This is a genomic window from Croceicoccus bisphenolivorans (assembly GCF_001634625.1).
Lineage (GTDB): Bacteria > Pseudomonadota > Alphaproteobacteria > Sphingomonadales > Sphingomonadaceae > Croceicoccus > Croceicoccus bisphenolivorans.
In genome coordinates, this window is the sequence record NZ_LRSE01000002.1 from 211,926 (window position 1) to 235,497 (window position 23,572).

General features: G+C 64.0%; 24 protein-coding genes and 1 tRNA gene. 17 read left to right on the forward strand and 8 right to left on the reverse strand.

Going from position 1 to position 23,572, the window contains the following annotated elements:
* Positions 1-9 precede the first annotated feature (9 nt).
* The 8 genes from scpA to A7A77_RS02675 are packed head-to-tail and all read left to right on the forward strand — an operon-like array spanning position 10 to position 7,599.
* A complete protein-coding gene (scpA, locus tag A7A77_RS02640) occupies positions 10-2,160 on the forward strand; it encodes a methylmalonyl-CoA mutase (protein WP_066553094.1) in 2,151 nt (716 codons plus the stop codon).
* Positions 2,160-2,621 carry a DMT family transporter gene (locus tag A7A77_RS02645; protein ID WP_066553098.1) on the forward strand — a complete coding sequence of 154 codons (462 nt, stop codon included), beginning with the start codon at positions 2,160-2,162 and terminating at the stop codon, positions 2,619-2,621. The genes scpA and A7A77_RS02645 overlap by 1 nt, the downstream gene beginning before the upstream one ends.
* Positions 2,618-3,424, forward strand: coding sequence for a heme-dependent oxidative N-demethylase subunit alpha family protein (locus tag A7A77_RS02650; protein WP_066553101.1), 807 nt, complete (start codon positions 2,618-2,620; stop codon positions 3,422-3,424). The genes A7A77_RS02645 and A7A77_RS02650 overlap by 4 nt, the downstream gene beginning before the upstream one ends.
* Entirely contained in the window at positions 3,421-4,416 is a 996-nt protein-coding gene (gene bioB / locus A7A77_RS02655; RefSeq protein WP_066553105.1) for a biotin synthase BioB, read from the forward strand. Before A7A77_RS02650 ends, bioB begins: the two co-directional genes overlap by 4 nt.
* A gap of 24 nt (positions 4,417-4,440) precedes the next feature.
* On the forward strand, positions 4,441-6,480 hold the full coding sequence (locus A7A77_RS02660; RefSeq protein WP_066553108.1) for an acetyl-CoA carboxylase biotin carboxylase subunit: 2,040 nt from the start codon (positions 4,441-4,443) through the stop codon (positions 6,478-6,480).
* Positions 6,481-6,852, forward strand: a complete 372-nt coding sequence (locus tag A7A77_RS02665; protein WP_066553111.1) for a tRNA-binding protein — start codon at positions 6,481-6,483, stop codon at positions 6,850-6,852.
* Positions 6,853-6,868: 16 nt separating this feature from the next.
* Positions 6,869-7,321, forward strand: a complete 453-nt coding sequence (locus A7A77_RS02670; RefSeq protein ID WP_066553117.1) for a DUF488 domain-containing protein — start codon at positions 6,869-6,871, stop codon at positions 7,319-7,321.
* A gap of 35 nt (positions 7,322-7,356) precedes the next feature.
* On the forward strand, positions 7,357-7,599 hold the full coding sequence (locus A7A77_RS02675) for a hypothetical protein (protein ID WP_066553119.1): 243 nt from the start codon (positions 7,357-7,359) through the stop codon (positions 7,597-7,599).
* A 6-nt stretch (positions 7,600-7,605) separates the two neighbouring features.
* On the opposite strand, the gene aroB is transcribed toward A7A77_RS02675, so the two are convergent.
* Both aroB and A7A77_RS02685 read right to left on the reverse strand, forming a co-directional pair.
* Positions 7,606-8,721 carry a 3-dehydroquinate synthase gene (gene aroB, locus A7A77_RS02680; protein WP_066553121.1) on the reverse strand — a complete coding sequence of 372 codons (1,116 nt, stop codon included), beginning with the start codon at positions 8,719-8,721 and terminating at the stop codon, positions 7,606-7,608.
* Positions 8,718-9,356, reverse strand: a complete 639-nt coding sequence (locus A7A77_RS02685) for a shikimate kinase (RefSeq protein WP_082835853.1) — start codon at positions 9,354-9,356, stop codon at positions 8,718-8,720. Before A7A77_RS02685 ends, aroB begins: the two co-directional genes overlap by 4 nt.
* 101 nt (positions 9,357-9,457) lie before the next feature.
* On the opposite strand from A7A77_RS02685, the gene A7A77_RS17725 reads away from it, so the two are divergent.
* The 5 genes from A7A77_RS17725 to A7A77_RS02705 all read left to right on the forward strand — a co-directional run bounded on the left by A7A77_RS17725 (position 9,458) and on the right by A7A77_RS02705 (position 15,042).
* Positions 9,458-9,607 (forward strand): hypothetical protein, encoded by a 150-nt coding sequence (locus A7A77_RS17725; protein WP_156500342.1) that lies wholly within the window; start codon positions 9,458-9,460, stop codon positions 9,605-9,607.
* Positions 9,604-11,469 carry a hypothetical protein gene (locus A7A77_RS02690; RefSeq protein WP_082835854.1) on the forward strand — a complete coding sequence of 622 codons (1,866 nt, stop codon included), beginning with the start codon at positions 9,604-9,606 and terminating at the stop codon, positions 11,467-11,469. The genes A7A77_RS17725 and A7A77_RS02690 overlap by 4 nt, the downstream gene beginning before the upstream one ends.
* A 19-nt stretch (positions 11,470-11,488) precedes the next feature.
* A complete protein-coding gene (locus A7A77_RS02695) occupies positions 11,489-12,397 on the forward strand; it encodes a tyrosine recombinase (RefSeq protein WP_066553123.1) in 909 nt (302 codons plus the stop codon).
* Positions 12,398-12,407: 10 nt separating this feature from the next.
* Positions 12,408-13,376 carry an acetyl-CoA carboxylase carboxyltransferase subunit alpha gene (locus A7A77_RS02700; RefSeq protein ID WP_066553127.1) on the forward strand — a complete coding sequence of 323 codons (969 nt, stop codon included), beginning with the start codon at positions 12,408-12,410 and terminating at the stop codon, positions 13,374-13,376.
* A 151-nt stretch (positions 13,377-13,527) separates the two neighbouring features.
* On the forward strand, positions 13,528-15,042 hold the full coding sequence (locus tag A7A77_RS02705; protein WP_066553130.1) for a M48 family metalloprotease: 1,515 nt from the start codon (positions 13,528-13,530) through the stop codon (positions 15,040-15,042).
* Between the two features lie 333 nt (positions 15,043-15,375).
* Here A7A77_RS02705 and A7A77_RS02710 read toward each other — a convergent pair whose 3' ends face one another.
* Together A7A77_RS02710 and A7A77_RS02715 are read right to left on the reverse strand one after the other, a co-directional pair.
* Positions 15,376-15,558, reverse strand: coding sequence for a Flp family type IVb pilin (locus A7A77_RS02710; RefSeq protein ID WP_066553133.1), 183 nt, complete (start codon positions 15,556-15,558; stop codon positions 15,376-15,378).
* A gap of 139 nt (positions 15,559-15,697) precedes the next feature.
* Positions 15,698-15,883, reverse strand: a complete 186-nt coding sequence (locus A7A77_RS02715; RefSeq protein WP_066553141.1) for a Flp family type IVb pilin — start codon at positions 15,881-15,883, stop codon at positions 15,698-15,700.
* Positions 15,884-16,006: 123 nt separating this feature from the next.
* On the opposite strand from A7A77_RS02715, the gene A7A77_RS02720 reads away from it, so the two are divergent.
* The 4 genes from A7A77_RS02720 to A7A77_RS02735 all read left to right on the forward strand — a co-directional run bounded on the left by A7A77_RS02720 (position 16,007) and on the right by A7A77_RS02735 (position 18,961).
* Complete coding sequence (locus A7A77_RS02720) at positions 16,007-16,423, forward strand: (deoxy)nucleoside triphosphate pyrophosphohydrolase (protein ID WP_066553149.1); 417 nt, start codon at positions 16,007-16,009, stop codon at positions 16,421-16,423.
* Between the two features lie 60 nt (positions 16,424-16,483).
* Positions 16,484-16,560 (forward strand) — tRNA-Arg (locus A7A77_RS02725).
* A 251-nt stretch (positions 16,561-16,811) separates the two neighbouring features.
* Positions 16,812-17,303: a hemerythrin domain-containing protein gene (locus A7A77_RS02730; RefSeq protein ID WP_066553158.1), complete on the forward strand. Its 492-nt coding sequence runs from the start codon at positions 16,812-16,814 to the stop codon at positions 17,301-17,303.
* 68 nt (positions 17,304-17,371) lie between these two features.
* The gene (locus tag A7A77_RS02735) at positions 17,372-18,961 is read left to right on the forward strand and encodes a phospholipase D-like domain-containing protein (protein ID WP_245638368.1); all 1,590 of its coding nucleotides are present in this window, start codon (positions 17,372-17,374) and stop codon (positions 18,959-18,961) included.
* Here A7A77_RS02735 and A7A77_RS02740 read toward each other — a convergent pair.
* The 4 genes from A7A77_RS02740 to A7A77_RS02755 all read right to left on the reverse strand — a co-directional run bounded on the left by A7A77_RS02740 (position 18,947) and on the right by A7A77_RS02755 (position 23,380).
* Complete coding sequence (locus A7A77_RS02740; RefSeq protein ID WP_066553161.1) at positions 18,947-19,846, reverse strand: hydrogen peroxide-inducible genes activator; 900 nt, start codon at positions 19,844-19,846, stop codon at positions 18,947-18,949. The two genes, A7A77_RS02735 and A7A77_RS02740, sit on opposite strands and share 15 nt — an antisense overlap.
* On the reverse strand, positions 19,843-21,108 hold the full coding sequence (rnd, locus tag A7A77_RS02745) for a ribonuclease D (RefSeq protein WP_066553164.1): 1,266 nt from the start codon (positions 21,106-21,108) through the stop codon (positions 19,843-19,845). The genes A7A77_RS02740 and rnd overlap by 4 nt, the downstream gene beginning before the upstream one ends.
* Before the next feature lie 311 nt (positions 21,109-21,419).
* Positions 21,420-22,403, reverse strand: coding sequence for a hypothetical protein (locus A7A77_RS02750; protein WP_066553167.1), 984 nt, complete (start codon positions 22,401-22,403; stop codon positions 21,420-21,422).
* 14 nt (positions 22,404-22,417) lie between these two features.
* A complete protein-coding gene (locus A7A77_RS02755) occupies positions 22,418-23,380 on the reverse strand; it encodes a hypothetical protein (protein ID WP_066553172.1) in 963 nt (320 codons plus the stop codon).
* Between the last annotated feature and the right edge of the window lie 192 nt (positions 23,381-23,572).

Here is a 23,572-nt window from a genome sequence, read left to right on the forward strand (position 1 = left end):
GGACCGGACATGACCTACAAGACGCTGAACGACTGGCAGGCCCTTGCCGACAAGGAAGTCAAGGGCAAGGACCTTACCTGGCACACGCCGGAAGGGATCGACGTCAAGCCTCTCTATACAGAAGCCGATCTCGAAGGCTGGGATCCGGGGCTTCCCGGTTTCGCCCCGTTCACGCGCGGCGTGAAGGCATCGATGTATGCGGGCCGTCCGTGGACCATCCGCCAGTACGCGGGCTTCTCCACTGCCGAAGAGTCCAACGCATTCTATCGCCGCAACCTTGCCGCGGGGCAGAAGGGGCTTTCGGTCGCGTTCGACCTTGCGACGCACCGCGGCTACGATTCAGACCATCCGCGCGTCGTGGGCGACGTCGGCAAGGCGGGCGTTGCGATCGACAGCGTCGAGGACATGAAGATCCTGTTCGACCAGATCCCGCTGGGCGAAATGAGCGTGTCGATGACGATGAACGGCGCGGTGATCCCGTGCCTTGCCTTCTACATCATCGCGGCAGAGGAACAGGGCGTGTCGCCCGACCAGCTGACCGGGACCATCCAGAACGACATCCTGAAGGAGTTCATGGTCCGCAACACGTATATCTATCCGCCCGAACCCAGCATGCGGATCATTTCGGACATCTTCGCCTACACGGCGGACCACATGCCGAAGTTCAACTCCATCTCGATCTCCGGCTACCACATGCAGGAAGCCGGTGCGACGCAGGTGCAGGAGCTGGCGTTCACCATCGCCGACGGCATGGAATACGTGAAGTACGGCGTGGCCAGCGGTCTCGACATCGACAAGTTTGCGGGGCGCCTGTCGTTCTTCTTCGCCATCGGCATGAACTTCTTCATGGAAATCGCCAAGCTGCGTGCGGCCCGTACGCTGTGGCACCGCGCGATGACCGAACTTGGCGCGAAGTCCGAACGGTCGAAGATGCTGCGCACCCACTGCCAGACGAGCGGTGTCAGCCTGACGGAACAGGACCCGTACAACAACGTCATGCGCACCACGATCGAGGCGATGGCCGCGATGCTGGGCGGCACGCAGTCGCTTCACACCAACGCGCTGGACGAAGCCATCGCGCTGCCCACCGACTTTTCCGCCCGCATCGCGCGCAACACGCAGATCGTGATCCAGGAAGAAACGGGCATGACCAACGTGGTCGATCCGCTTGGCGGTTCCTACTACGTCGAGGCGCTGACCAAGGCGCTGGTCGATGACGCGTGGTCGATTATCGAGCGTGTGCAGTCCGAAGGCGGCATGGCCAAGGCGGTGGACGCCGGCTGGCCCAAGGCGATGATCGAGGAAGCCGCCGCCGCCCGCCAGGCCCGCGTCGACAAGGGCGATGACGTCATCGTCGGCGTCAACAAGTTCCGCCTGAAGGACGAGGACCAGATCGAGACGCTGGACATCGACAACACCGCCGTCCGGCAGGCCCAGATCGCGCGGCTGGAAAAGATGCGCGCCACCCGTGACGAGGCGAAGTGTCAGGCGGCACTGAAGGCCCTGCGCGAAGGTGCGGCGGGGACGGGCAACCTGCTCGCGCTCGCTGTCGATGCCGCGCGCGAACGCGCGAGCCTTGGCGAGATTTCGGACGCGATGGAATCAGCCTTCGGTCGCTACGACACGATGCCGCGTCCGGTGAAGGGCATTTATGGCGCGGCCTATGCCGGGGACAGCCGCTATCAGGCGGTTTGCGACGGTGTCGATGCCGTGGCGCGCCGCCTTGGCCGCAAGCCGAAGGTGATGATCGCCAAGATGGGGCAGGACGGGCACGATCGCGGTGCGAACGTGATTGCCAGCGCCTTTGCCGACATGGGTTTTGATGTCGTTTCCGGCCCGCTGTTCCAGACCCCGTCCGAAACGCGCGACATGGCGCTGGAAAACGGCGTGGACCTGATCGGCGCGTCTTCACTGGCGGCGGGTCACAAGACGCTGATCCCCGAACTGATCAACCTGCTGAAGCAGGCAGGCCGCGCGGATATCAAGGTAACCGCTGGCGGCGTGATCCCGCCCAGCGATTACCAGTACCTGCGCGATGCGGGGGTTCAGGGCATCTACGGTCCCGGCTCCAACGTGGTGGAATGCGCCGCCGACTTGTTGCGCCTGCTGGGGCACAACATGCCGCCTGCCGGTGAGGAACTCAACGAGGCGGCAGAGTAATGAGCGGCCAGTCGCACATGGGATTTTTCTGGATCGCGGCGATGATGTTCGTCGCGGGGCTGGGGATTCCCGTGTTCGCGGCGCTCAATTCGTCGCTGGGCCAGCAACTGGGCGGGCCGATCGCGGCAACCGCTGCGGCTTTCGCGGTGGGTTTTGCCGTGGCGCTGATCCTCTTGGCGATAAACGGCTTGCCCGCGCGCGAAACGCTGCAATTCGACCGGCCATGGATCTGGATGGGCGCGGTTTTCATCCTGTTCTACGCCGCCAGCGTGTCGTTTGCCGCCCCGCGCATCGGAGTGGGCAATGCGATCTTCTTCGTGTTGCTGGGGCAACTGGTCGCGGCGGCGGCGATCGACCATTTCGGCTGGCTGGGCGCCATGCCCTCTGCCCTGACCGCGCGCCGCCTGCTGGGCATCGCGGTCATGGTGCTGGGCGTATATTTGGCGAGGAAGCCGCTGTGACGCTGGGCTTCTCGGTAGAGACGCTGCTTCCCGACGCGCGGGTTTCCGGCCCGCTGCGCATGGGGCTGGTGCGTCTGGCCGAGAGTGAGTGGCTGCAGCGCGATCCCGATCTTGCCACGCGGGCGGCGGCGTTCGATGCGCATCCCGAAGCGGTGCAGGTCCTGCCCGAAGCGCGCGCGGCAGAGGCGGAACTGGCCGCGATGCTGGGCGTGGACGGCGGGTTGGAACAGGTCGCCCGCGCGCATTGGGAGGATTTTTGCATCCTGACGCAGGATGCGCCCGGCAAGCGTTTTCGCCTGACCGGCGCGGCGGTGGCTTTCCCGACCGACTGGCACCTGTCTGCCAAAATGGGCCGCCCGATGATGGAAGTGCATGAACCCATCGATGGCTATGCCGAACAGCTGGCTGCGGGCGTTGACCGTTTCCTCGAAGGATTGCGCGCACCCCACGTCTTCGGGCGCACCAATGCCTTCGTGCTGGCCAGCGATGCCTTGCGCTACATGCCCGTGGACGCGCCCGAAACGCGTTTTGCCCATGTCACGGCGGAGAATGCGGGCGAAACGCTGTTCGTCCGGTGCGAGCGTGAAACCTTGCGCCGCCTGCCGAAATCGCAGGCCATCGTTTTTACCATCGGGATTCAGCGTGCTGCGCTGGGTGGCTTGTCCGATGCCGCTGTCGCTCGTATCGCGCAGTCCATCGACGGGTTCGGCGAAGGCGAGGGCAATCGCCGCGCCGCGCCGCATTATGCCCACTCGCTGGCCGAATATGCCCGCCAGCGCGCCAACGGAAAGCAAGCCGCATGAAGACTGCACCCCGATCCGACTGGACCCGCGAGGAAATCGCCGCGCTTTACGACCTGCCGTTCACCGAACTGGTGTTCCGCGCCGCGGAGGTACACCGCGCCAATCACCAGCCCAACGCGGTCCAGCGCTCCACCCTGCTGTCGATCAAGACTGGCGGTTGCCCCGAAGACTGCGGCTATTGCTCGCAAAGCGCGCATAACGAGACCGAGGTCAAGGCGACCAAGCTGATGGAAGTGCAGCAGGTCCTGCAATCCGCAGCGCAGGCCCGCGACATGGGATCGACCCGTTTTTGCATGGGCGCGGCATTCCGCAATCCCAAGGAACGCGACATGCCCGCGCTGACCGACATGGTGCGGCAGGTAAAGGCGATGGGCATGGAAACCTGCATGACCGCGGGGATGCTGTCCGAAAGCCAGGCGCACCAGCTGGCCGAAGCGGGGCTCGACTACTACAACCACAACGTCGACACCGGACCGGAATATTACGAGCGTGTCGCCACCACCCGCAGCCTTGCCGACCGCCTGCTGACGCTGGACTACGTGCGGGAGGCGGGGATCAACGTGTGTTGCGGCGGCATCGTCGGCATGGGCGAAACGCGCGAGGATCGCGTGGGCTTCGTCCACCTGCTCGCCACGATGGAGCAGCATCCCGAGAGCGTGCCCGTCAATGCGCTGGTGCCCGTTAAAGGCACGCCGCTGGGCGACATGCTGGCCGATACGCCCCTGGCCCAGATCGACGAGATCGAGTTCGTGCGCACCGTCGCCGTTGCCCGCATCACGATGCCCGCCAGCATGGTGCGCCTGTCGGCTGGGCGCGAGAGCATGAGCGCCAGCACGCAGGCCCTGTGCTTCCTGGCAGGCGCCAATTCCATCTTTTCGGGCGACAAGCTGCTGACCGCACCCAACGCGGGCGACAGCAGCGACGATGCCCTTTTCCAACGCCTTGGCCTCCAGTCGCTGGAGCCGGAGCCACAAGCAGTCGCGGCGGAATAGCCGCGACAGGAGAGAGACCGACCGATGTTCAAGAAGATCCTGATTGCCAACCGTGGTGAAATCGCCTGCCGCGTCATCAAGACCGCGCGCCGCATGGGCATTCAGACGGTGGCCGTCTATTCGGACGCCGACGCCCGCGCACCTTTCGTGCAAATGGCGGACGAGGCGGTGCACATCGGTCCGGCTCCGGCCAGCGAATCCTACCTGATCGCCGACAAGATCATCGCCGCGTGCAAGCAGACCGGCGCCGAGGCGGTGCACCCCGGCTACGGCTTCCTGTCGGAGCGTACTTCGTTCGCAGAGGCGCTGGCGGCAGAGAACGTCGAGTTCATCGGCCCGCCGGTGAATGCAATCGCGGCAATGGGCGACAAGATCGAATCGAAGAAGCTGGCGAGGGAAGCGGGCGTGAACGTCGTGCCCGGCTACGTCGGCGAGATCGACGATACCGAACACGCGGTCCGCATTTCGAACGACATCGGCTATCCGGTGATGATGAAGGCGAGCGCGGGCGGCGGCGGCAAGGGCATGCGCCTTGCCTATAGCGAAAAGGACGTGCGCGAAGGGTTCGAGGCGACCAAGCGCGAAGGCCTCAATTCCTTCGGCGACGACCGCGTCTTCATCGAGAAGTTCATCGAGAACCCGCGCCACATCGAGATCCAGATCCTTGGCGACAAGCACGGCAACGTCATTTACCTGAACGAGCGCGAATGCTCGATCCAGCGTCGCCACCAGAAGGTGGTGGAAGAAGCCCCGTCGCCCTTCGTCACCCCCGAAATGCGCAAGGCGATGGGCGAGCAGTGCGTCGCTCTGGCCAAGGCGGTCGGTTACTACAGCGCGGGTACGGTCGAACTGATCGTCAGCGGTGCGGACAAGACGGGGCAGTCGTTCTACTTCCTTGAAATGAACACCCGCCTGCAGGTGGAGCATCCCGTTACCGAGTGCATCACCGGCGTCGATCTGGTCGAACAGATGATCAAGGTGGCCGCCGGCGGCAAGCTGGCGATGACGCAGGACGACGTGAAGATCGACGGCTGGGCCATCGAAAACCGCGTCTATGCCGAAGACCCCTATCGCGGGTTCCTCCCCTCTACAGGCCGGCTCGTGCGCTATGACCCGCCGGTCACCGGCTGGAAGGGCGGCATTCGCGGTGTGGACAGCGGAAACGGCGGCATCCGCGTCGACGATGGCGTGATGGAAGGCGGCGAAGTCTCCATGTTCTACGACCCGATGATCGCCAAGCTGATCACCTGGGCACCCACCCGCGACGAGGCGGCGGACCTGCAGATCAAGGCGCTGGACGCTTTCGAGATCGAGGGGCTGGGCCACAACATCGATTTCGTCTCTGCCATCATGCAGCATCCCCGCTTCCGTTCGGGGGACCTCACCACCGGCTTCATCGCGGAGGAATATCCCGAAGGGTTCGAGGGCGCACCCGCCGGTCGCAAGCTGCGCACGCGGCTGGCCGCGATGGGTGCCTTCGTCGCTGCCGCCTATGCCGATCGTGCGCGCCGCACCGACGGTCAGCTGGGCGACCGGCTGCGCCCCCCCGCCAAGTGGAGCGTGAAGATCGACGGGGAGTTCCACAACGCCGAACTGTCGGGTGACGAGATCACGGTGGACGGCGACATCGTCGATCTGGCCATGGAATATACGCCGGGCCAGCGCACCGTTGCCGCGCTGTTCGACACCGACGAAAACGGCGAGGGTGGCGAGGAGCTGATCGTGCAGATCAAGCCCGTTCCCGCCGGTTTCGAATTCACGACGCGCGGCGCAAAACACAAGCTGCGCGTCCTGCCCACGCGCGTCGCCAAGTTCGACAAGCACATGATCGAAAAGATCCCGCCGGACATGAGCAAGTTCCTCGTCTGTCCGATGCCGGGCCTGCTCGTTTCGCTGAACGTGGGAGAGGGCGACGAAGTGCAGCCGGGCCAGCCGCTTGCCGTTGTGGAGGCGATGAAGATGGAAAACATCCTGCGCGCCGAAAAGGCGGGCAAGGTGGCCAAAGTGAATGCCAAGGCCGGCGAAAGTCTTGCGGTTGACGCAATTATCCTCGAACTGGAGTAAATGCATCTACTCCACGATCCCGAAGCCCCCGCTGCCGAACTTATCGATTTCGACACTTTCCTGAAGGTCGACATCCGCATCGGCACGGTGGTTTCGGCAGAGCCTTTCGCCAAGGCGCGCAAGCCTTCGCATATCCTGATGATCGATTTCGGCCCTGCGATCGGTACGAAGAAGTCGAGCGCGCAGATCGCGGTGAACTATGCGCCCGATGATCTGGTCGGGCGACAAGTGGCGGCGGTGGTGAATTTTCCGCCGCGCCAGATCGGGCCGGTCATGTCCGAAGTGCTGACGCTGGGTTTTGCCGACGATGCGGGCGAAGTGACGCTGTTCGCGCCGGACAAGGCCGTGCCCAATGGGTCGAGACTGTTTTGAATCGGCGATTGTTCCGATGAAGCGCGTCTGGACCATCGGCTACGAACAGGCGACGGTTCCGGCGGTTATCGGCGTGCTGACGGCGGCGGGCATCGAGGTGCTGGCCGACGTGCGCGCCCTGCCGCTTTCGCGCCGCCCCGGCTTTTCCAAGACTGCCCTTGCAGGGGCCGTGCAGGAGGCGGGGATCGCGTACCGCCATTTCAAGGCGCTGGGCACGCCGAAGGAAGGCCGCGAGGCCGCGCGCAAGGGCGACCGTGCGGGGCTGGAAAGCGTCTATGCAGGCCAGCTTGAACTGCCCGAAGCGCTGGCCGCAGCGGCGCAGTTGCGCGATCTTGCCAGCGAACATCGGGTCGCGCTACTGTGCTTTTGCGGGGATGCGGCAAAGTGCCATCGCTCCCTGCTTCACGCCGCGATGCTGGCGGATTTCGAGGCGGTGCATCTGCAGCCTGAAATTTCGCAAACTCGTTAGGCTGTATTTTACTTTCTGCGGTGCAAAGGTCAGCCGTGGCCAAGCACAAGAAACCCATCCCGCACTATCATCAGGGCGATCTGGCTCAGCGTCCGACGTCGGCCGCCACATATGTCATCGGCGCGCTGGCGATCGGTCTCGTCGCCGGGGTTGGCTCGATCATGCTGGGCGACGATCCCGATCAGGCGATGGACAAGCTGTCGGCGATAGCCGCGACCGTCGGCGAAAAGGTGCAGGGCGGGTCGGCGCCTGCCGAAACAACCGGCGACGCCGACTGATCGCGATTAGCGCCCCAGTTCTTCGTCCATGAATGCCGCGATGTCGGCGATGTCGACATCCTTGGCCAGAAACGTCTGCCCGATGCCGCGCATCAGCAGGAAGGGCAGGGTGCCCGCGTCCATCTTCTTGTCGTGCAGCATGTGATCGGCCAGTCGCCGCCCGTCGCATTCCAGCGCCAGTTCGGTTACTTCCGCCTTCATGTCGCAGGCCTTGAAATGGGCCGCGATGCGCTGCGCGTCCTGCCCGTGCATCAGCCCGCGCCGCACCGAATAGCGGGCGGCCAGCACCATGCCGATGGCCACCGCTTCACCGTGCAGCAACGCGCTGGAATAGCCGGTTTCCGCCTCCAGCGCGTGGCCGAAAGTATGGCCAAGGTTGAGCAAGGCGCGCGTGCCGGTCGTCTCGCGCTCGTCCGCTGCCACCACGCGGGCCTTGGCCGCGACGGATCGGCTTACCGCCTCGATCCGCGCTGCATCGTCACCCGCCAGCAGCGCGGGGCCGTTCACCTCGCACCATTCGAAGAAGGCGGGATCGTCGATCAGGCCATATTTCACCACTTCGGCATATCCGGCCCGCAATTCGCGCGGGGGGAGCGTGCCCAGCACATCGGTATCGGCAAGCACGAGGGCGGGCTGGTGAAACGCGCCGACGAGGTTCTTGCCCATCGGGACATTGATCGCGGTTTTTCCGCCGACGCTGGAATCGACTTGCGCCAGCAGCGTCGTCGGCACCTGCACGAAGCCGCAGCCGCGCTTCAGGATCGCGGCGGCAAAGCCGGTAAGATCGCCGATCACGCCGCCGCCCAGCGCCACGATCCGGTCGTTCCGGTCCACGCCCTCTGCCAGCAGGAAATCGATCACTTGCGCCAGATGCGCCCAGTCCTTCGTTTTCTCCCCCGCAGGAAGCACCAGCCAGCTTGCCGTCTTGCCGACCGCCGCCAGAGCCGCATCGACAGTTTCGCGATAGAGCGCGGCGACGTTGGCGTCGGTCACCACCGGCACGCTGTCCTTGCGCAGCATCGTGCCGCATTCCTCGCCCAGCCGTGCCAGCAGTCCGGGGCCGACGCGCACGTCATAGGGGCGTCCGGCCAGCGAGACGGGAATCGTGTTGGCGACGCTCATGCGACATGTCCTTCAAGAGCGGTGAGAATGCGGGCAACGACGGCCATCTGCGGCCCGGTGTCGCTGATCGCGCGGATCTGCGCCTGCGCATAGGCCGGATTGCGCACGGCCATCAATTCGCCCAGCACGGTGCGGGGGTCCTTGTCGATCAGCAGCGGGCGGGTGTTCTTGCGGCTGACGCGTTCGACCAGCGTGTCGAGATCGCTGTCCAGCCACACGGCGATGGCGCGATCGAGGATCAGCTTTCGCGTTTCGGGATCGACGAAGGCACCGCCGCCGGTGGCGATAACCGCGGCGCGGCCCTCGTTTTCTTCTATCAGGCGGGCGATCACGCGCCGTTCCCCGTCACGGAAATAGGGTTCGCCGAACTTCTCGAAAATTTCCGGAATCGACATCTGTGCCGCTGCGATCACGGCTTCGTCGGCATCGACGAACGGCGTGCCGAGGCAGTGGGCAAGCCGCTTGCCGATGGTGGATTTACCCACGCCCATCAGCCCGACCAGAACGACCGGCCGGTCCAGCCGCTGCGACAGGTCGGCCAGTGTCGCCGCATCGGGCAACAGATGGCGCGCCGGATCACCCGCTGGATCAGCCGGGCCGTCCGATTTGCCGGTCGAAGGGTCGCTCTCGTGCATTGCAGCCCCGCCTATAGTTGCGCTAGGCCCGCGCGCAAGCGTGGCGCTGCCGAACCGGTGGACGCGCGATTTACGGCAGATGGCGGGTACAAGGGAAATTCATGCGAGGATCGAAGCGGCTGTGGGCCATTCTCGCTCTCGCCATCGTGGTGCTGCTGGTCTACGCCTACATCGATGGCGGGCTTGTCGAGCCGCGCTGGATCGAGGAGGAGTTGCCGGTGCAGGCCCCTGAAGGCACGGTTGGCGGATGAAATTCGGAATGGTTCGGTCGCGCAAGTTCCTGATCGCCGCACTGCTGGCCAGTGCCCCTGCCGTCGCGCTCTATGCGCAGGACGGGCCGGAATCGCTTCTGCCGCCGGGTTTCGACGATCCCGCGCCGGCACCCGCGCCCGCCCCGTCCGCTCGCCCCGCGCCGTCTGCTCCGTCCGGCGGGCAACCGTCTGTGTCGCAACCGGTGGTGCAGGATGTTCCGGCCACGACGACCGCCGGATCGACCTCCCGCGCCGAAGCGGCCCGTCGCTTACTGGACCGTCTGCCCAGCCTTGACGAGCTGGAGAAGATGGACACGGACGAGATCGACGAACTGCTCGGTCTGAAGCCCACTTTCGACATTCCCGCGCAGGCGCGCCGTTCCACCGACATCGTCGGCATCCTTGCCACTTACGAAGGCGGGATGCGCGCCGATTCGCTGATCAATTACGACGCTATGTTCGTGCGCCGTGTGCTGGAAGGCACGAAAGGCCCGCTCGTATCGCGCTGGGGCCATATCCTGTTGCGCCGCGCGCTGGCCAGTCGGCTTGCCGCGCCCAACGGGATGGACGGCGTGGAATTTGCCGCCCTGCGCACCGGCCTGCTCAACCGCATTGGCGAGGTAACCGCCGCACGCGCCGTAGCGCAGGAAGTCGACACTGCCGATTATTCCCCCGCGCTGATCAACAGCGCCTACGACTCCTATGTCGCGTTGGGCGATTTTACCGGTGCCTGCCCGATGGTGCGCCTGCACGCCCGCGCGCGGGAGGATCGAGACTGGGAACTGCTGCGCGGCATTTGCGGCAGCTTTTCCGGCGAAAACAGCGGGATGGACCGGATCGAGCGTCAGCGCCGCCGCAGCGAGGGGACGCAGATCGATTCGCTGCTGGCCCAGAAATATGCAGGCTCCGTAGGTAGCGTGCGCCGCGCGGTTACGCTGGAATGGGACGATGTCGACGAACTGACCCCGTGGCGTTACGGCCTTGCTACGGCGACCGGCGCGGAAGTGCCCGCAGGCCTGTTCGATGCGGGCGGCGCGCCGTACATGCGGCTGGCCGCCGTGTCCCCGTCGGTGCCGCTTTTGCTGCGGGCGGGCGGATCGGAAGTTGCCGGATCGGAAGGTATCCTTTCCAGCACCGCGATGGTCGACCTCTATTCGCAGATCTACGCCGACCCCGAGATCGAGGGCGAGGCAGCGACGCGGGCCGCGCGGCTGCGCGAAGCCTATGTCGGCGATCCCGAAGCACGTCTGGGCGCAATGCGCGATATCTGGGGCGAGAGCGACCTTTCGAAGCGGTTCTACGCGCGGCTGGTGCTGACCGCCTATGCCGCCGCGCGCCTGAACCCCGATCCCGCGTTCGAGGCGGATGCCGGAAACCTGATCGGGGCAATGCTGGCAGCCGGGCTTGACGCCAATGCCGTGCGCTGGGGATCGACGGTGCAGGTCGGCAGTCAGGGCTGGGGCCTGCTGATGGTCGGCAGCCCTGCGCTTAGCGAGAATGTCAGCGAAGCTGCGGCACGTTCATTCATGGATGCGGACGAAAGCACGGGGCAGCGCCGTTCGCGCTTCTTCATCGCGGGGCTGGCAGGCCTTGGCCGCATCGATCCTGCCAAGGCGGGCGAGCTTTCGGGCGACCTCGGCTTCGACATCGGGCGCGAAACGCGCTGGACGCAGGCGATCGATCAGGCGGGCCAGCGCCGTAACAAGGTCCTGGTGTCCTATCTCGCCGCGCTCGGCATGCAGGGTTCCAGCTGGTCGCAGATGACGCCGGTGCACCTGTACCACATCGTCGGCGCGCTGAACGCCGCGGGCCTGAATGCAGAGGCGCGTATGATCGCCGCAGAGGCGATTGCACGCGGCTGAGGGCGGGGCGGGGGCAGCCATGGCTACACCCAAAGGCGCTCCGGATATTGAAGACTTCCTGCAGATGCTCTCGGCAGAGCGGGGGGCGGCGCGCAATACCCTGCTTGCCTATCGCCGCGATCTGGAATCGGCGGAAGAGGAAGTGCCATTGCTTGCCGATGCGGGCGCGGACGATCTGGCCGGATTGGGCAAGGCATGGCGCGATCTTGCCCCGTCCACACTGGCCCGACGCTGTTCGGCCCTGCGCCAGTTCTACGGCTTCCTGATCGACGAGGGCTATCGCGAGGATGATCCGTCTGGTGCATTGCCGCGCCCGAAGATCCGCCGCCCTTTGCCGCGCCTACTCAGCCGCGAGCAGGTGGAAACGATGCTGGTGCAGGCCGAGGAAGAGGCCGCTGGCGACAATCCGCTGGCGGTGCGGATGCTGGCGCTGCTGGAAATGCTCTACGGTTCGGGCTTGCGCGCGACGGAACTGGTTTCGCTGACGCTGGACACCGTGCCGCGCGATGCGCCACTGCTGCACATTACCGGCAAGGGCGGGCAGCAGCGCATGGTGCCTGTCAGTACGCGGGCGCGGCAGGCCCTGTCGCGCTGGCTGGAACTGCGGCCGAAGGGCAGCCGTTACGTCTTCCCTTCGCGCAAGGCGCATATCACTCGCATCCGCCTGTTCCAGATGCTGCGGGAACTGGCAGGGCGCGCGGGGCTGCCCCCATCGTCGGTCAGCCCGCACGTCCTGCGCCATGCCTTTGCCACGCATCTGCTGGAAGGCGGGGCGGACTTGCGCGTGTTGCAGACGCTGCTGGGCCATGCCGACATCGCGACGACGCAGATCTACACCCATGTCGATTCGGCGCGGCTGGTCGAGCTTGTGAACGCGCGCCATCCGCTGGGTGCGGGGGGACTTGCAGCGCGGCGCAAGGCAGACTAGCGCAATCGCGATGACCAGTTATCTCGAATTCGAAAAGCCGCTTGCAGAGCTGGAACGGCGCATCGGCGAACTGCGCGCAGCCGCAGACCAGGAAGAAGTCGAACTCGACATCGATGCCGAAGTCGCGCGGCTTGAGAAGAAGGCGCAGGGGCAGCTGGCGACGATCTACAAGTCGCTGACCCCGTGGCAGAAAACGCAAGTCGCGCGCCACCCTTCGCGCCCGCACTTCGGCGATTACGTGGCGCACGCCTTTACCGATTTCATGCCGCTTGGCGGTGACCGCGCATTCGGCGACGATCAGGCGATTCTCGGCGGTTTCGCCACGCTCGACACGCCCGATGGCGGCGTGAAGGTCATGCTGATCGGGCATGAAAAGGGCAACGACACCCAGTCGCGGCTGAAGCACAACTTCGGCATGGGCAAGCCGGAGGGCTATCGCAAGGCGATCCGCCTGATGGAAATGGCCGGCCGTTTCGGGCTGCCGGTGGTCACGCTGGTCGATACTTCGGGTGCGTTTCCGGGCGTGGAGGCGGAAGAACGCGGACAGGCCGAGGCAATCGCCCGCGCGACGGAGGCTTGCCTCAACCTGCCGGTCCCGATGGTCGCGGCCATCGTGGGTGAGGGCGGATCGGGCGGCGCGGTGGCGCTGGCCAGTGCCGAACGCGTGCTGATGATGGAACACGCGGTCTATTCGGTGATCTCGCCCGAAGGGTGCGCATCGATCCTGTGGCGTTCGCCCGACAAGGCGCCCGATGCCGCCGAAGCGATGAAAGTCACGGCGCAGGACCTGAAGCAGCTGGGCGTGGTCGACAAGGTGGTGGACGAGCCGCTTGGCGGCGCGCACCGCGATCCCGTTGCCGCGTCCAAAGCGCTGGGCAAGGCGATCGCGGGCGAACTGTCCGCACTGTCGGGCAAGAGCGCAAAGGCGCTGCGCGACGCGCGTGCGAAACGCTTCATGGCGATCGGCTCGCTGGCCTGAGCGCAAGCGGCTCGGGAACAAAGCACCGCCAACTCCGGTTTTTATCCCCGAGTAGGGGATGCGCGTGGTCCGTCGCAGGGGCTTCCGGCTCCCCGAACCTGTATTTTGCGCCCGTGCATGGCACGGGTGTCGCCCGAACGAGGAGCCACCGATGCCGAGCCTTACCGACCGCAGTTCCGATTCCCGCCGCGCAGGATATCGCCGTTTCGCCGCACTAGCCTCGGTTGCAGGCGCGGCGCTCGCTCTTGCCGGTTGCGCCGCGACGTCGACCGCACCGGTGACGCCCGGACAGGCGCAGGCAATGACCGCAGAGGAACGCAAGCTGGGCGCAGAAGCGCATCCCCAGCTGCTGGCCGAATTCGGCGGTGCCTACACCGGCACGCAGGCGACTTATGTCGAACAGGTCGGCAAGAACATCGCAGTCCAGTCGGGCCTTGGCGATGCGCGCAGCGCCTTTACCGTGACGCTGCTGAACTCGCCCGTGAACAACGCCTTCGCGATCCCCGGCGGCTATATCTACACGACGCGCGAGCTGGTCGCGCTGATGGATAACGAGGCGGAACTGGCCGGCGTGCTGGGCCATGAAGTCGGCCACGTCGCAGCCCGCCATGCGCAGCAGCGCCAGTCGGCGGCGCAGCAGAACTCGATCCTTGGTGCGGTCGGTGCGATTCTGTCGGGTGTGCTGTTCGGCAATAGCCAGATCGGCCAGCTGGGCCAGCAGATCGCGATGCAGGGTTCGCAGCTCCTTACGCTGAAATATTCGCGTAGCCAGGAAACGCAGGCTGACGATCTGGGCATCGCGTACCTGTCGAATGCCGGATACGATCCGCGCGCGATGGCGACAGTGCTGCAGAGCCTTGCCCAACAGAACGCGCTCGATGCCCAGATGATGGGATCGTCGAATCAGGTGCCCGAATGGGCATCGACGCACCCGGACCCTGCCGGTCGCTATTCGCGCGCGCTCAGCGTTGCAGAGGGCAAACCGGGCAACGTGACCAACAAGGACACGTTCCTGACCAAGATCGACGGCATGATGTACGGCGACGATCCGAAGCAGGGCGTTGTCGAGGGCGATACCTTCACGCACCCGGTGCTGCGATTCGAGTTCAAGGCACCGAGCGGTTTCTTCATGATCAACGGCACCAGCGCGGTGTCGATCAGTGGCCAGTCGGGCAAGGGGCAGCTGACCGGGGCGGCCTACAACGGTGACATGCGCGCCTACATCCAGAATGCTTTCAACGGGCTGACGGGCGGGCAGCAGCAGATTACCGACTATACCGTGCAATCCACGACGGTGAACGGCATTCCGGCCAGCTATGCGACGGCGCGGGTCAATTCTGGCAACGGATCTGTCGACGTGACGATCTTCGCCTACGAATTTTCCAAGACGCAGGCATTCCACTTCGTGACGATCACGCAGGCGGGGAACGCGGCGGTCTTCAACTCTATGTATTCGAGCATGCGCCGCATCTCGACCACCGAGGCCGCAGCGGTGAAGCCGCGCAAGGTTTCGGTCTACACTGTAAGATCGGGCGACACGCTGCAGTCGGTCGCGGCCAAGATGGCTTACCCGAAATACCAGCTGGAGCGCTTCCTCGTGCTCAATTCGCTGGCGAGCAACAGTTCGCTGCAGGCCGGACAGCGAGTGAAGATCGTTACCTATTGATTGGTGGGCGGTCTCAAGCGTCCGGCGCGGCGCCTGAGACCGCATGCCTGCGCGGCAAAGAGGCGCGACGCGCGTTTGCGCTTGCTGGTTTCGCTCGATGCCTAGATTAGCACGAGAATCGAAAGCCAGCGCTGAAACGGGGCGCCGAAGGCGACTCCCGCAAGGCCGACCGGTCGCCGCCGCTTATTGCGGCGAAGCCAAGCGGGCCGGATGGCCCGCGCCCGGCGCTTGAGGGCAAGACAAATTACCCAATTCACAAACGAAAGCATTCACAAACGAAAGCGGGCGGCAGTTTCCTGCCGCCCGCTCGCTCAAGAACGGTTAGACCGTCTATTACGCTCCCGGCGTGTTGGCGGTGACGAGCTTGTCCTTGACGGTCGTGAACGTGTTGTTCAGTTCCGCACCGACAGCGGTCAGCGTGGTGATGCAAGCGACGGCGATCAGAGCAGCGATCAGGCCGTATTCGATTGCGGTCGCGCCGGATTCGTCAGCGAGAAGGTTCTTGAAAAACTGCATGGTAGGTCTCCTGGTTCAAACTAGTTACTGGTATTCACCCGGCTCTTGGAAAGTCTTGGCGAATTTTACTTCGATGCCCCCAAAACATTCAATCGAGCTATTCATCACCTAAGTACAATTCCTCAAAAAGAGGTTAACCTCAGCGCGCATTTTTCATCGCCTCGGTCATACTTTCGGAGATGTTGGTCCACATGTTGGTCGTTTCCCGAGCAACGCCGGTCAGTCCGACAGACATGGCGATGACCATCAGCGCAACGATCAGGCCGTATTCGACGGCCGTCGCTCCACTCTCGTCCTCGCTAAATCTGGCAAGAAAGTTCAACATCGGTTCGGGCCTTCCTTCGTGGTCCGACACCAAAATCGCCTGTAGGGATTAATTTTTGGTTGAGAGCCGACGCCGCATTGAAAAATCTACCGACAGGGCGAATTGGTTAATGTCAGGAAAACCATGCTAGTCGTTGCAGCAGCACTGATTGATGAGGAATCCAGGGTGTTGATGCACCGCCGGCCGCTGGCGAAGCATCACGGCGGACTTTGGGAATTTCCGGGCGGAAAAGTCGAATCGGGCGAGGTTCCGGAGGCCGCGTTGTGCCGTGAACTGGCCGAGGAACTGGGGATCGCTGTCGATTCGCGCGATCTTTCGCCGGCCTGCTTTGCAACAGGGCCTGCTGTTCCGGGCGCGGGTACGCCGCTTGTAATTCTTCTTTACACCTGTCGCCGCTGGACCGGTACGCCGCGTGCGTTGGAGGGTGAGGGTGTCACATGGTGCGATCCGGCGCAGTGTGCGGCGTTCGATCTGGCGCCTTTGGACAGGCAGTTGCTGGCCGGATTGGTCGACAGATACGCGCTGGCGAGGGGTATTTGAAATTACCTTGCAAGAGGGGTTGCCAAGCCTTGGCGCTACCCGTATGTGCGCCACTCCAACGCGCCCGTAGCTCAGCTGGATAGAGCATCAGACTACGAATCTGAGGGTCGGACGTTCGAATCGTTCCGGGCGCGCCAACACATCAGGCCGTCCCCGTAAGCGGGGGCGGCCTGATGTGTTTTCGGGTCATGAAATGTTCGGACATTCGGAATCGAAGCGCCTGTAGGGCGCGTAGAAGGCGCGGGCCCAATCGATCCGGGCGCGCGAAACCGTAAGCAGGCCACCCCGCACCAACGAATCGCTGCTATGCCGCCCACTCCGGAACTCCAACCGCCCCCGCCGGTTATTCCTGCAAACGCACAACACGCATTTTCGCAGGAGTTCAGACATGGCCGACACCAGCGGCATTTTCGACCGGTTAAAGGAAGATCACGACAAGCATCGCAAGCTGCTCGAACAGATGGGCGAGACCGAAGGCGCGAGCGACGAACGCTCCAGCCTGCTCGAACAGTTCACTATCGAAGTGAAGAGCCACGCCGCCGCGGAAGAGCAGGCGCTCTATTCCACGATGCTGCGCAAGCCCGACACGACCAGTGAAACGCGCCATTCGGTTGCCGAGCATCACGAGATCGAGGAAATGCTCAACGATCTTGCCGCAACCGACATGAGCTCGAGCGCATGGCTGGCCAAGTTCAAGGATCTGCGCCACCGTTATGAGCATCACATCGACGAGGAAGAGGAAGACCACTTTCCCGATTTCGAGAAATACCTGACGGACGCCGATCTGGCGCACATGCGGTCCGTGTTCCAGCGCCGCAAGGAAGCGGAATGCGAGGAGCAGGAAGTGACCCCTGAAAAGATGGAAGAGGCCAAGGAGTAGGGCGCCCGGAAATATCGGACCAACCCGATTGGCCGCTGTCACGCACGGGTCGCACCGCAGGAGCAGGCATGAGCGACAATATGGCGGCCCCCGATAAGAAGGGGCCTGCGGTCGACACCGATGCAACCGACCCCGGCTCGAGCTTTGCCAAAAGCGTCGAGCCGGGCATCTGGCAATATGGGCACGCAACCCGCGCCAGCGTGGTTATCGACGCGGCGGAATATTTCCTGCATCTGCAATCGGCGATGATGCGGGCGAAAAAGCGCATCTTCCTGATCGGCTGGGATTTCGACACGCGGATCGCGTTGGGACGCGGCAGGCGATGGTGGCAGGTTCTGCCTAGCAAGCGCCCCCCGCGCAGGCTGGGCCGCTTCATCGTGTGGCTGGCGAACCGCAATCCCGATCTCGAAATCTATGTCTTGAAGTGGAATTTCGCAGCGGCGAAGATGTTCTTCCGCGGGCGGATGCTGTTCGACATGTGGCGCTGGCTGCGGCACGAACGGATCCACTTCAAGCTGGATGCCGCACACCCGTTCGGTTGCAGCCACCACCAGAAGATCGTCATCATCGACGATCGGTTCGCGGTTTGCGGCGGCATCGACATGACGGCAGACCGCTGGGACACGCGCGACCATCTCGATGACGATCCGTTGCGGCGCGAACCGGGCGGCGGCACCTACATGCCGTGGCACGACATGACGATGATGGTCGAAGGCGAAGTGGCCAAGGCGCTCGACACGCTGGGCCGGATGCGTTGGAACATCGCGGGCGGCAGCGATCTCGATCCCGTTCCGGAACAGCCCGAAAGCGCCTGGCCGGAAGAGTTAGAGGCCGACTTCGATGACATTGAGCTCGGCATCGCGCGCACCCGCGCCGCGTGGGACGAAAATGCCGAGATCCGCGAGATCGAGGAGCTTTTCATCCGCCTGATCAAGCGTGCCAAGCACTTCATCTATGCCGAGAGCCAATACTTCGCATCGCGCAAGATTGGGGAGGCGATTGCCGAGCGCATGGCGGAAGACGATCCGCCAGAAATCGTGCTGGTCAATCCGGAAACGGCGGACGGATGGCTGGAGCAGCAGGCGATGGATACCGCCCGCGCCCGCCTGCTCAAGGCCATCGGCAAGGTCGACGCGAAGCAGCGCTTCCGCATCTATATCCCCCGCACGGCGGGCGGAAACCCGATCTACGTCCATGCCAAGCTGATGATCGTGGACGACGAGGTGCTGAAACTCGGCTCGGCCAACATGAACAACCGGTCGCTGGGTCTCGATTCGGAGGCTGACCTGCTATTGGATGCCAAGCGGGCCGGAAACGAGGACGAGATCGCCAGGATCCGCCGGTTGCGTCATTCGCTGATCGCCGAACATTGCGGGCTGGAACAGGAAGAAGTCGGCCCGCTGCTCGAGCAGTACGGATCGATGCATGCGCTGATCCAGAACCATCCGCAGCCCGGGCGTTCGTTGCAGATCTACAAGATTCCCGAACTCAACGGCGTGGAGAAGACGCTGGCTGACGAGGAATTGCTCGATCCGGAAAGCGCGGAGGAGATGTTCGAACCGCTCAGCGAGCGGCGGGGGCTGTTACAGCGGTTCGACCGGATCAGGCGATGGCGCGGGAGGCGCCGCGCAGCGCGTGCGCCTTCAACCGGCGCGTAGTTCGGAGGCGAGCAGGCGGAATTCTTCGGCGCGAGGACTGCCCTTGCGCCAGACGAGCGCGATTTCACGGCTGGCATTGTCCGATTTCAAAGGCCGCGCGACGACATGCGTGTCGTGCAGGATACCGGCATCGAGCGCCATCTTCGGCAGCATTGTAAGGCCAAGCCCATTGTCCACCATCTGCACCAGAGTGTGCAGCGAAGTGCCGATCATCGTCGCGCTGGCCCGCAGTTCGGGGCGGTTGCATGCGGCAAGCGCATGTTCCTTCAGGCAATGCCCGTCCTCCAGCAGGAGCAGGCGCCCCTCGTCGATCATCGCGGGCGGCACTTCGTCCGGCGGATCGCGCGGATCGTTTTCGGGAAAGGCGACGTAGAGATCGTCGCTGCCGATCGTCTCGCTCTCCACCTCTCCGGTCGGGAAGGGCAGGGCCAGCAAGACACAGTCGGCGCGCCCGTGATGCAGCGATTCGATGGCGTCCGCGCTCGGCTCTTCACGCAGGAACAGCTTCAGCTTGGGCCTTTCACGGCGCAGGCGGGGCAGGATGCGGGGCAGCAGGAAAGGCGCGATCGTCGGGATCACGCTCATCCGCAATTCACCGCAAAGCGGTTGTCCGGCGGATTGCACGAGGTCCGACAGTTCCTCCGCCTCTCGCAAAAGGCGGTGCGCCTTGGCGACGACCTGTTCGCCCAGCGGCGTGAAGCGGACGACGCGGCGGGTGCGTTCCACCAGCGTGACGCCGAGCAGCGATTCGAGTTCGCGAATTCCTGCCGAAAGGGTGGACTGCGACACGAAGCACGATTCGGCGGCGCGTCCGAAATGCCCATGCTCGTGCAGGGCGAGCAGGTACTGCAATTGCTTTAGCGTGGGCAGGTAAGTCGCGCTCACGCCCGCTCGCTTTGTTCAGGGCTTTCATCCGTGTCTGGTGTCGGCAGGTCGGCGTCTTGCCCGATTTCGTCGTCCGCGCTCGCGTCCGGCCCGTTTTCTTCGCTGATGCGCGTCATCTTCAGCCTGCCGTTCTCGACGCCGAAGCCCAGCTTGCCCTCTACAAGGTCCAGCGCGTCGCGCCCGAAAATCTCGTACCGCCACCCTTCGAGCAGTGGAATTTCGCGGCGAACGCCCGCGGCAAGCTGTTCGAGATCGTCCGATCGGGCAAGAAGCCGTGCGGCGACGTCAATCTCCCGCGCGCGGATCTTGAGCAGGAGCTTCAGCAGGTCGGCGACAAGCGCACCTTCCTTGCCCAGCGGCGCGCCGCGCTTCCTTTCGGGCATTTCGTCACCCGGCAGGGGTTCCGCGCCGTCGACGACCTTCATCAGGCGCTTGCCGATGTCGTTGTCCTTCCACCCGTTCGACAGGCCGCGAACCTTGGCAAGGTCGGCCTGTTTCTTGGGCGGGTGGCTGGCGATATCGGCCAGCGTTTCATCGCGCATGATGCGGCCGCGCGGGATATCCTTGTCCTGCGCCTCACGCTCCCGCCATGCGGCCAGCGCCTTCAACCGGCCCAGCACTTGCGGATTGCGGCCGGGGGCACGGATGCGGTGCCACAAGGTGCCCGGGTCTTGCGCATAGTGTTCCGGATCGGCCAGCCGCTCCATTTCCTGGTTCAGCCATACGCCGCGATCGGTCTTGATCAGCTTTTTCAGGATGCGCGGGAAAATCTTTGCCAGGTAAGTGACGTCGCCGACCGCGTATTCCAGCTGCCGGTCCGTCAGCGGGCGGCGCGACCAGTCGGTAAAGCGCGCACCCTTGTCGATCGGGGTGCCCAGCCATGTTTCGACAAGGTTGGAATAGCCGATCTGTTCGGACTGACTGATCGCCATCATCGCGATCTGCGTATCGAAGATCGGGTGCGGGGTGCGACCGGTGAGGTTGTAGATGATCTCCACGTCCTGCCCGCCGGCGTGGAAGACCTTCAGCACGTCCTCGTTATCGGTAAGGAGGTCGAGCAGCGGTTTCAGGTCTATGCCATCGGCCAGCGGATCGATCGCGGCAGCCTCCTTCCCGTCCGATATCTGCACGAGGCAGAGCAGCGGCCAGTAAGTCGATTCGCGCATGAATTCGGTATCGACGGCGACGAAGTCGGCACTGGCAAAGCGTTCGCACAGTGCGGCAAGTTCATCGGTCGAGGTAATCAGATCATGTATTTTCATCGATTGCGCGCATTAAAGCCTCGCGCCGCCGCATTCAACGCTCGTTAAAGGGCCATGCCCCGATTTGCGTGATGTTGTCCCTCAGACGCCGGGCGGGGCGCATCCGCACCCCTTGGCTACCTCGCATAAGCTCGGGCGCGCATTCGCGCTTGCCGGCGTCGCCTTCGGCGCCCGGAATAGGGCTTATACTGACAAAAAGTGCTGATTCGGGGCGCGAAGCGACTCCCGCAAGGCCGACCGGCCGCCGCCGCTTATGCGGCGAAGCCAAGGGGTGCGGATGCGCCCCGCCCGGCGCTTGAGGGACTGAAAGATCAAGCAGATCGCCGGAAAAGCCGTCCGAACAGGCTTGTCGCCTTCGCCTCTTCCTCGACCGGCTCGCCGGTTTCATCGTTGGCGTTTTCCTGCAACTCGCGCACGAAGCGGTGGCGCAGTGAGCGGCCGGAGACATGGTCCGTTTCCGGCGTAAACTGGTAGGAGCTGACCTGACGCACCTGAGCGACCGGAGCCGCCGGGGCCAGAGTGGCAAGCGAGGTGAACAGCGCTTCGTCCGTATCGCCCGATTCCGCCTGCGCGTCGGTCGCCTCGTCATATTCGGCGCGGCTCGTGACCGGCGCGTCGAAGTAGGGATAGTCGTCGTTGCTGCCGCACAGGATCGCCATCGGGCGGATCAGGCCCTCTTCGGCAATTGCGCGCGCAATCGCACGGTGCAGCAGGACGGCGGCGCGCATCGCGCAAAGGCGTGGCGCGTCGTAGTCGGCCAGCTCGGTCAGCTCGCCCCGCTCCATATGCGGCAGGACGGAGTGATAGGCCCCGTAGAGCGCGTCGAGGCCGGTGACATTCACTTCGCGATCAAGATGTTCGTAGCCGCCCTGCCAGCGCGAACCGGCGCGGCCATAACCGGAATTGATCGTCGCGCGGTCGCTGGTGGAAAAGGCGTAGACGTCGTCGCAGTAATAGCTGGTTTCCAGCACGGGCCGCATCTTCATGTCGCTGTCGCTGACCCGCCCTGCCGCTGCCGGATCGGCGAAATCGATGCTGACCGCGCTGATCGGCTGGCCGTGAAGGTCCAGCGATTCGATGTTCCGGCCGATGCTGCCCCAGCCGGTCACTTTCACGCTGTCGGGGTCGACCGTCATGGCCAGCCTGGCAAAAGGACTGGCCGAGATATCGTTCAGGCGGGCGTCGATCTCGGCAAGGGCAAGGTCCGGCTCGCCGTCGCGCAACATCCCCTCTACCCTGCCGCGAAAGGCGCGTTCCTGTTCTTCGCTGGAAAATAGCTGGCTGGCAAAGACCATGCGGAACCCTTTTGTCAGGCGCTTCGCTTGAGAAGCTTGTTGATCAGACCGCCGAAACCGGACGGCGCGACATCGTTGGCGACTTCCTGTTCGGCGACGGTTTCGCGCAAACGCTTGCGCAGTGACTTGCCGGAGACCTGGTCTTCGCCCGGAATGCTGGCGAAGGGATCGTAATCGTCGGGCATCGGCGCGGCGATCAGCGGCGCGAACATCTCGTCATAGCTGCCGCCGTCTTCCTCGCCCTCGTCGTCGAGGAATTCCTCGTATTCGAGGCGGGTGAGCACGGCAGCGTCGTAATAGGGGAAACTTTCATTGTTTCCGACAATCAGCGTGAAGGGGCGGGGCAACCCGCGCCCTTCGGCGGTGGCCTTGATCGCCTGGTGCAGGCGCACGGCAACGAACGCCGATGCCAGCGCGGCGGCATCCTGTTCCATCGCGTCATCATGATCGTCGGCGCGGCAGGCCTTCTGGGCCAGCAGCACATCGCCATAGATGCCGCCAAGGCCGCGCACGGAAATCGTATTGTCGACATGTTCGAAATGGCCGGTCCACGGGCCGCCTTTGGGCGTATAGGAATCCAGCATCGCCTGCCGCGTGGCCCCGGTGAACTTGTAAAGACTGTCGGTGTAGAAAACCGTATCTAGATCGGGTTCGTAGAAATTGCCGTGCTTTTCCGAAAGGACGGGCATTTCGAAGGGCGCGGAGATGTCGATGCTGATCGCGGTGACCGGTTTGCCGGGCCGGTCCAGCTTGGCCATCTTCTCGCCCAGATGCTCCCACCCGACGAGGCGGATCGCGCCGACCGGCACTTTCAGGCACATCCTGGCCAGTTCGTTGCCTTCGTCGGCAAGATCGCCAAGCTGGCTTTCCAGCAGTCCGGCCGCAACATCGGGCTGTCCGCGACGCAAAAGCGCCTCCACGTCGCCGAGGAAGGCGAAAAGCTCGTCCTCGTTGCCGAAGATGTTACTCGCGAACATGCACAGTTCCTCGCAGTCAGAAAGTCTTGTCAGCTTTTCACGGTTCTAGCCTGTGGATGGTTAAGAAGAGTTTGAGGGGCGGCATTGAAATTAATGGTTTGCGGATCGGTAACCCTTCGCCACTGGAAATCGCGGCGCGCTTGCCCTAGGGGCGGCGCAACCTTTGATTTCCCGTACCGAGCTTAAGGCACC